The 8616-nt window shown below is 67.0% G+C and carries 8 protein-coding genes; 5 read left to right on the forward strand and 3 right to left on the reverse strand.

From position 1 onward, the window contains the following. Positions 1-12: 12 nt before the first annotated feature. The 3 genes from ku (at position 13) to FH608_RS32485 (ending at position 2844) form a co-directional block, all read left to right on the forward strand. Entirely contained in the window at positions 13-885 is an 873-nt protein-coding gene (gene ku / locus FH608_RS32475; protein WP_139637225.1) for a non-homologous end joining protein Ku, read from the forward strand. A gap of 720 nt (positions 886-1605) precedes the next feature. Further along, the gene (locus FH608_RS32480; RefSeq protein WP_139637226.1) at positions 1606-1962 is read left to right on the forward strand and encodes a hypothetical protein; all 357 of its coding nucleotides are present in this window, start codon (positions 1606-1608) and stop codon (positions 1960-1962) included. A 525-nt stretch (positions 1963-2487) separates the two neighbouring features. Then, on the forward strand, positions 2488-2844 hold the full coding sequence (locus FH608_RS32485) for a hypothetical protein (RefSeq protein ID WP_139637227.1): 357 nt from the start codon (positions 2488-2490) through the stop codon (positions 2842-2844). A 932-nt stretch (positions 2845-3776) separates the two neighbouring features. Here FH608_RS32485 and FH608_RS32490 read toward each other — a convergent pair. The 3 genes from FH608_RS32490 to FH608_RS32500 all read right to left on the reverse strand — a co-directional run bounded on the left by FH608_RS32490 (position 3777) and on the right by FH608_RS32500 (position 6215). Continuing rightward, positions 3777-4193 carry a hypothetical protein gene (locus tag FH608_RS32490; RefSeq protein WP_139637228.1) on the reverse strand — a complete coding sequence of 139 codons (417 nt, stop codon included), beginning with the start codon at positions 4191-4193 and terminating at the stop codon, positions 3777-3779. A 460-nt stretch (positions 4194-4653) separates the two neighbouring features. Next, a complete protein-coding gene (locus tag FH608_RS32495) occupies positions 4654-5115 on the reverse strand; it encodes a hypothetical protein (protein ID WP_139637229.1) in 462 nt (153 codons plus the stop codon). Between the two features lie 782 nt (positions 5116-5897). Next, on the reverse strand, positions 5898-6215 hold the full coding sequence (locus FH608_RS32500; RefSeq protein WP_139637230.1) for an SH3 domain-containing protein: 318 nt from the start codon (positions 6213-6215) through the stop codon (positions 5898-5900). Positions 6216-6368: 153 nt separating this feature from the next. On the opposite strand from FH608_RS32500, the gene FH608_RS32505 reads away from it, so the two are divergent. Both FH608_RS32505 and moeZ read left to right on the forward strand, forming a co-directional pair. Beyond that, positions 6369-7268 (forward strand): alpha/beta fold hydrolase, encoded by a 900-nt coding sequence (locus FH608_RS32505; RefSeq protein WP_139637231.1) that lies wholly within the window; start codon positions 6369-6371, stop codon positions 7266-7268. 43 nt (positions 7269-7311) lie between these two features. Further along, positions 7312-8493: an adenylyltransferase/sulfurtransferase MoeZ gene (moeZ, locus tag FH608_RS32510; protein WP_139637232.1), complete on the forward strand. Its 1182-nt coding sequence runs from the start codon at positions 7312-7314 to the stop codon at positions 8491-8493. Positions 8494-8616 lie beyond the last annotated feature (123 nt).

The raw sequence follows: 8616 nt of genomic DNA on the forward strand, positions 1-8616 counted from the left end.
TGAGGAGCGACCATGCGCAGCATCTGGAAAGGTGCGATCTCCTTTGGGCTGGTCACGATCCCCGTCAAGCTCTACTCCGCGACCGAGCAGAAGGACGTGACGTTCCACCAGGTGCACCGCGAGGACGGCGGGCGCATCCGCTACAAGCGCGTGTGCACGGTGGACGGCGAGGAGGTCGCGTACGCCGACATCGCCAAGGGGTACGAACTGGCCTCGGGCGAGATGGTCATCCTCACCGACGAGGACTTCGAGGACCTGCCGCTGACGACGTCCCGCAGGATCGACGTCCTGCAGTTCGCCCCGGCCGAGCAGATCGACCCGATCTACTTCGCCAAGTCCTACTACCTGGAGCCCGACGCGCAGGGGGCGAAGCCGTACGTGCTGCTGCGCGACGCCCTGGAGAGCTCGGGCCAGGTGGCCGTGGTCAAGGTGGCGCTGCGGCAGCGCGAGTCCCTGGCGACGCTGCGCGTGCGTGACGGCGTCTTCGTCCTGGAGACCATGCTCTGGCCCGACGAGGTCCGCACGCCCGACTTCGGCTTCCTGGAGGAGGACATCGAGGTACGGGCGCAGGAGCTCAAGATGGCCGAGTCCCTGATCACCACCATGGAGTCGGACTTCGACCCGAGCGAGTACCACGACGCCTACCGCGAGGCGCTGCAGCAGGTGATCGAGGCGAAGGTGGCGGGCAAGGAGGTCGTGCCGGCCAGGGAGGAAGAGGAGGCCCGCCCGGCGGTCGACCTCATGGCGGCGCTGAGGGCCAGCGTGGAGGCCGCGAAGCGGGAGCGCGAGGGCGGGGCGGCGCCCGCCAAGCAGAAGAAGGCCGGGGGCAAGTCCAAGGACGAGGAGAAGGCCCCCGCCAAGCGCAAGGCCCGCAAGTCGGCCTAGCGATCCCCTGAGGCGTCCCGCCGCACGCTGAGCCGCGCGCTCGGCCGGCCCCTGTCCCTTGCGGGTACGCCCGCCCTTCCCCCGCACGGCCCCACAAGCGACCGGCTCAGATGCGCCGGCCCTGGGATGTGTCCGTCCCTCTCTTCGATTCACCGGCTCGTACGGCTGCGAGCTCCCCGCACCTCCATGGGCGAGGCCCGGCCGGCGCAGGCCTGGGACCGCGCCGCGTGCGCACACCACCCCAGGCGGTCCCCACCTCAGGCCGTCCTCACCTCAGACCGTCCTCACGTCATCGTCCCCACCTCAGGCCGTCCTCGACCGGGCGGCTCTTCGGCGTGGCATGACCGCCATCGACATGGGCCCGGAAGCCCTGACAGCCCTTCTGCGCGTCCCGACGGCCGGGGACGGTCTCGGAGCCTTCCCCTGCGGCGGAAAGCCCGGCTGCGCCGCGTACGAGCGCCGCACCCCCCGTCGCCGACCTCTGACAATTCGGCCCAAATAGGACATATCGGGATAATTCATAACATGTCCCGAGATAAATGTTTAATACCAGCAATAAGACTGTTAATCCATAGCAAAATGGGGAGAATCCCGTTTGTACCCCCACCTCCTCGGCAATGACATTCAGCGGATGACTCTTCAGCAGCCGTCCAAGACTTCTTCCGGAGTAATCCGGAAGTGTCGAGAACGGGGCAACAGATCCTTTAGGGGGAAAACGAAATGCCCAAGCTCAAGAGTGTTATGGCGGGTCTCGCCATCAGTACCGCGCTGGGTGGCGGCGTGGTGGCCACGGGCGCGATGACGTCCGCCGCCAACGCCGGCACCGCCCAGGCCACCACCGGTACGTCCGCTTTCGCGGGCGGGCACTGTGGCTGGGGTCGCTGCGGCTGGGGCTGGGGCGGCAGGCGCCACCACCACCGCCGGGAGAACGTCCGCGTCTTCGTCCACAACAACAACGTCAACCTGAACCGCGACAGGGACAACCGCCGCGAGTTCCGCCAGGACATCTTCAAGAGGGACAACGACCACCACCGCCACCACGGCCTCGGAGGCCTGTTCGGCGAGGACTTCGACTGACGTCGAGACTCGACCGTGCGCTGACGGTGTGAGGATGAGCGCCCGGCTGTCACAGGCGGCCGTGATCCACGGAACGTGAATTCGGCCGGTGATCGCCGGGCTCTCGGAAAACGTCTGCGTCTTCTGCGCGGTACGGCCCGGGATTTCATTCTCCGCGTTCCGGCGTGGCGATTATCGATGAGGGCTCCACTGGCATCGGCCGGGGAGCCCTCACTGCGCTGTATCCGGCGGAATCGGTGTCCTTTGCGCAGCGCGCCTTTTTCATGGGCCTCCGCCCGCCGGAACTCCGGCGTGCACGGCGTCGCCGTCGGCGGTTATAGATGATGTGCCGTTACCGCTTCCCCATGCATATACCTGGTGTCAGGCAAGAGTAGACAATGTCGGTTTGCTGACCATTACTAAGGAAATATCCAGACTACGGATGATTCGCTTCTCGGGACATCCAGAGTTTCCCGGAATCGCGGCCGAGCCGGTTTTCGGGAAGCGACGCGAACAGGGCAATCGATCCTTTAGGGGGGAACCGCAATGCCCAAGCTCAGGAGTGTGATGGCCGGCCTCGCCATCAGCACCGCGCTGACTGGCGGTGTCGTCGCCGCGGGCGCGGCGACGACAGCGGCCAACGCCGGCACCGCCACGAAGATCGGCGCCGGCACCACCGTCCTCACCGGCGTGACCGGCTGCCACCGTGGGCGGCGCTGCGGCGGAGGCTGGGGGCGGCGCAACCGTCTTCCCAAGATCCGGATCTTCATCCACAACATCAACAGGAACGTCAACCTGAACGACCGGCACGAGCGTCGGTTCGACCAGCGGTTCGACCGGCGGTTCGACCGGCGTGACCACCACCGGTTCGGCGACCGCGACAGGGACTGGTTCGACGACTGACCCAGGTAGCGTCTCGACCTGAGCCTGGGGCGCATTTCCTGCGCTGTTCAGGAACCGCGAACGCGATGAACTCCGGTCACACGCACGGGTGCCCGTATTCGCCAGGATCGACATTCTCCATGCGGAGATCGTCATATATCCGGTGAATGCGGGCACTTACGGCTTTTGATGTCGTGAGGGTGGATGTGGCGGCGGCCCCCGCCCTGCGGCCCCCGCCCTGCGGCCCCCGGCCTCCGAGACACGGGCCGTCGCCTCACGCCGATGCGCCATCCTTCACGGGCGGGTGGCCTGAGCGGGCGAGGTGTGCGGCCAGGTCAGGAGGTATGCGGCCGGGTCAGAAGGCGTGAGGCCAGGTGAGGAGGCGCGAGGCCGGGTCGGCAGGCCGCCTTCGACACTGGGGGCGGGTCGAGAACGCGCCGCTGGAGGCCTTCCGGGGGGAGGGCGTCTCCCGATCGCCGGGAGCGCGCCCCTCAGAGCGGCGGCGCGCGCATCCGGGGGAGCGGCGCACGCATGGACCGCCGGCGTGTGACGGAGTGTCCGGCGTTCCGGGAGCCGGATCTGCCGGGTGCGCGTGATGTGAGTGCGCCGCGGCGGCGGAGCATGGAGGCCGGCTCGATGGCGGCGGCATCCTACGGGCGCCGCCGACCGGAACGGAGCTCGCCGGTCAGCGCGGAAGCCCGCGGCAGGAGGGGAACACCGGCCGTGGGCGAGGGGGCACCGGCCGTGGGTGGGGTGCCGGCTGTGGGTGGGAAGCCGGCACGGCCGTCGGCCGGAAAAGACAAAGGCGAGTGCCCGTATTCGCTGGCGGACCCATCCTCCTTGGGGAGGGCGATCCACGCGAATACGGGCACTCGCTCGTATGTTCGGAGCTCACCGAGAGAGCGAGCCTCCGTGTGGCGGTGGGAAACGCGCCACGGTCTCAGATCGAGACCCTAGTTGTCCCACCAGCCGTTGTCCTCGTGCTCCTCGGGCTCCTCGGTCTCCTCGACCGCGGGCTCCTCGTACTCGGGCTTGTCCTCGCGCTCGATCAACGTGGGCTCGATCTCGGTGTCCTTGAACCTCTCGTTGTCGAAGTCCCGGTCGTTCTGGTGCCGCCTGTTGAAGTTGTGGTTCCTGTTGAACACGTGGATGTCCATGCGCTCGTTACGGTGGTGCCGCCGCCACCAGCCGCCCCAGCCCCAGCACCGGCGCGGGCCGCAACCGTGTCCCCCGGTGAGGACGGCCGTGCCGGTGCTGATCTGGGCGGTGCTGGCGCTCGCAGCAGTCGTCGTCGCGCCCGCGGCGACCACGCCGCCGGCCAGAGCCGTACTGATGGCGAGGCCCGCCATGACACTCTTGAGCTTGGGCATTGCGTTTTCCCCCTAAAGGATCGATTGCCCCGTTCTCGACGCTTCTCGAAAACCGGCGTTGCCGGTATGCCGGAACGACTTGAATGGCCGATTAATAAGGCCATCCGCGTCTCGGTATGTTTCCGACTGAAATGGCCAGCAAACCGGAATTATCCAGTCTTGCCCGACACTAGACTTCCCTATGGCCGAGGACAATTCGGCCATGCGGAGTTCCCGCTGTCTCCTGCGGCGCTCCGCAGTGACGAGAAACGGAACAAGGTGCGGTGGGGGCTCCCTCCTTGCGGATGCCGACGGAGCCCCCACCAGGAATTACCGGTGAGACGAGGAGAAATGAGCCTCGGGTGCGGTCCGCGAAGCGAAAACGCGGACCGTACCCGACGCCCGGCATTCAGCGGCCGAATCCACTGTCCGTGAACGGTGGTCAACCATGAAGACGGGCACTCATCCCTGTGCCTGTCAATTACTGGTCGTGGTGGTGGTGCCGGCGGACCACGAGCGGCTCGACGTCGCGCTCCTGGTGCTTACGGTGCTCGAAGCGCTTGTCGCGGTTGCGGTCCCTGTTGAAGTTGATGTTGTCGTTGGTGACGGTGACACAGACGTTCCTGTGGTGGCCCCGACGTCCGCCCCAGCCGTGGTGGCAACGGCGGCCGCCGAACCCGCCACGGTTGTTGAAGCCGCCGCCGATGCCGCCGGTCCCGAGGAGGAGCGCAAGGTCCTCGTTGTCGTCATCGTCGTCGTCATCGTCGTTGACGAAGGGCAGGAAGGCGAGGCCGTCGTCGCCGTCGTCGTCGCCGGCGAAGACCGTGCGGCCGGTGAAGTGGGTGCCGTCGGCGTTGGCAGTGGTGGCGCCCAGGCCGACCACACCGCCGGTCAGCGCCGTGCTGATGGCGAGGCCCGCCATGACACTCTTGAGGTTGGGCATTTCGTTTTCCCCCTAAAGGACTGTTGCCCCGTTCTCGACGTTCTCGGATTACCTGAAAACAGGTCGTGGACGGCTGCTGAAGAGTCATCCGCTGAAAGTCTTTTCCGGGTCGCCGGGCAGGCAAACGGGAATCAACCTATTTTGCTATGCATTAACATTCCTATTGCTCGCATTAGACATCTATCCAGTGAAATGCCGTGATATGTCCGATTATGCCGCTCTTGGCACGTGATCTCGGGCAGCATTGACCCTCGCATCGGGCCGGATTTGGGTGCTTCTGTCCCGTGCGGGGTCGAGTGTGGTGCTGTCGGCGTCGTGTCCAAGCGTGAAAAGCGAACAAATGCATGGCGATAGTGCCCACACATCTCATATCGTACGAACGGCGGCTTTCTGAATGCGCCGTAATAACCGACGGCGGGCATGCTGTCGCGCACCGGTCGCCATGGAATGGACGGTGGTCGTCATTGTCCGGGGCCGGCGTGGCGCCTCCCCTGGCAGATGTCTTCCGCTGGATGCGGTCCCCGGCGATGCTCGCGTCCTCGACTCGCCCATCGCTGACAGAGAGTGCCCGTGCTATCACGCTGGGTTCCGCTGGTTGTCATGGTTTCCGGCCTTCACAGCCGCAAACGGCGGACTACAGCTTTTACCTCACGATTAGCCTGCCATGAGATCGATTAGACCTCTATAAGATGAAATAGGCTGGTATGTCCGCTAGGGGATGGCCAGAGCGCACAAAACGGCCGCGGACCCGCTACGGGGCCCGCGACCGGAGCAGGCGCGCGTCAGCGTCTGGCGAGCCGCTTCAGGTAATGGACGTACGCGAAGCCCTTCCTGTCGTTCTCGGTCCCGCGCACCCGCCGCCACTTCCCGAACTTCCGGCAGCTGCCCCACGCGTGGTCCCCCGGGTAGAGCTTGTCGACGACCCGCCCGCCGGGCGTGGCCCGGACGTTGAGCGTCGTCCTGACGTGCCGCACCCCGTACTTGCATCGGGGGTGGTCGAGCACCGTGGCGGCGGACGCCGGGCTCATGCCGCTCGCGGCGAGCCCGCCCCCTGCGATGGCCGCGGCCGCCAGGGTCGCGGCGATACGGCTGTAGCGCATGATGCCCCCTGTCCGAGGTTGGGGGTCTATGCGCCTGATGTCCCAAAGATGGAGATTAAAACCGTTGTGTACTGAATCAAGACCTCACGCGGACCCGATGGTTATCGTTGAACCACCGAGGAAGGGACGCTCGCGCGACGACAAGGGGGAGGCATGACGGCGGAGCCGGTTCCGCACTGGCCGGGACGCATGATCGGCTCGGTGCACGTCAGGTCGACCGGTCAAGGCCCAGGCGAGCAGGCGGTCTTCGTGCACGGCCTGGCGGGCTCGGCCACCAACTGGACCGACCTCATGGACGAGCTCAAGGACACCGTCACCGGCCACGCCATCGACCTCCCCGGTGCCGGGTTCTCGCCCGCTCCGGCCGACGGCGACTACAGCGTCGCGGGACACGCCAGGGCCGTGATCGGGCTCATGGAGCACACGGGCCCGGCCCACCTGTTCGGCAACTCGCTGGGCGGCGCGGTCGCCGTCAGGGTCGCCGCCGGCCGCCCCGACCTGGTCCGCTCGCTCACGCTGGTCTCCCCGGCCCTGCCCGACCTGCTCCCCAGGTACGGCCCCGCCCGCGTGGCCGCCGCCGCGCTGCCCGTGCTCGGCGAGTGGATGGCGAACCGGCTCCGCCTGGTCCCCGCCGAGTACCGCGTCAACGCCTCCATGGCCATGGTCTGGGCCGACGCCGCCGGCCTCCATCCGGTACGCCTGCGCGACGCCGTCGACGAGCTCCGCAGGCGCGACGACCTCCCGCACTCCGCGACGGCCGTGACCGGCTCGGCGAGGGGCATCGTCGCCGAGTACTTCCGCCGCGGCGAGCGCAACCTGTGGCGCCAGGCCGCCAAGGTCAAGGCCCCGGCGCTCATCGTGCACGGCCGGCACGACCGCCTGGTCAGGCCCGCCATGGCCGCGAAGGCGTACCGGACCTTTCCTCAGGTCAGGCTCGTCCTGCTGCCGACGGCGGGCCACGTGGCGATGATGGAGATGCCGCAGGTCGTGGCCGCGGAGGCACGCCGTCTGATCGGTGAGACCCGATTGGGGAATGCCCCACTCGCCAGCTAGGTTTCAAGGTGAGATGGGATCCCCTGGAACGGGAGCGTAGAAAGTGTCGTTGCCACCTCTGGTCGAGCCGGCCGAAGAGCTGACCGTCGACGAAGTGCGCCGCTACTCTCGCCACCTGATCATTCCCGATGTGGGCATGGCGGGGCAGAAGCGGCTGAAGAACGCCAAGGTGCTGTGTGTCGGCGCCGGGGGCCTGGGCTCGCCCGCGCTGATGTACCTCGCTGCGGCGGGCGTCGGCACCCTCGGCATCATCGACTTCGACGTGGTCGATGAGTCCAACCTGCAGCGCCAGATCATCCACGGCCAGTCCGACGTGGGCAGGCTCAAGTCCGAGAGCGCCGCCGCGTCGGTCCGCGAGATCAACCCGCTGATCGACGTCATCATCCACAACACGGCGCTGACCACCGAGAACGTGATGGAGATCTTCTCCGGCTACGACCTCATCCTCGACGGCACCGACAACTTCGCCACGCGCTACATGGTGAACGACGCCGCGGTGCTGCTCGGCAAGCCGTACGTCTGGGGCTCGATCTACCGCTTCGACGGCCAGGCCAGCGTGTTCTGGGCCGAGCACGGGCCCTGCTACCGCTGCCTCTACCCGGAGCCCCCGCCTCCCGGCATGGTGCCGTCGTGCGCCGAGGGCGGCGTGCTCGGCGTGCTGTGCGCGTCGATCGGGGCCATCCAGGTCAACGAGGCCATCAAGCTGCTCACCGGCATCGGCGACCCGCTGGTCGGACGGCTGATGATCTACGACGCCCTCGAGATGAAGTACCGCGACGTCAAGGTCCGCAAGGACCCCGAGTGCGTCCTGTGCGGCAAGAACCCGACGGTCACGCAGCTGCTCGACGACTACGAGGCGTTCTGCGGCGCGATCTCCGAGGAGGCCGCCGAGGCGGCCAGCGGCTCCACGATCACCGCGCTGGAGCTCAAGGCCATGCAGGACCGCGACGAGCCGATCTTCCTGGTCGACGTCCGCGAGCCGAACGAGTACGAGATCGTCTCGATCCCCGGCGCCACGCTGATCCCCAAGGGCGAGTTCCTCAACGGCTCCGCCCTGGAGAAGCTGCCCCAGGACAAGCGCATCGTGCTCCACTGCAAGTCCGGCGCGCGCTCGGCCGAGGCGCTCGCCGTGGTCAAGAACGCCGGCTTCGCCGACGCCGTCCACGTGGGCGGCGGCGTGCTGAGCTGGGTCAAGATGGTGGACCCGAGCCTGCCCACCTACTAGACGAGTAAGTCCTAAGTCGCCGCGGGATGGAGTGTGTACATGACGAAGGGTGTTGACGATCGGTTTGTGACAACAGACCTCAACACCCTTCTCACCGCACTGTACGTCAGCATCGACGACTGG

Source organism: Nonomuraea phyllanthi, assembly GCF_006334985.2.
In the GTDB taxonomy this organism is placed as follows: domain Bacteria; phylum Actinomycetota; class Actinomycetes; order Streptosporangiales; family Streptosporangiaceae; genus Nonomuraea; species Nonomuraea phyllanthi.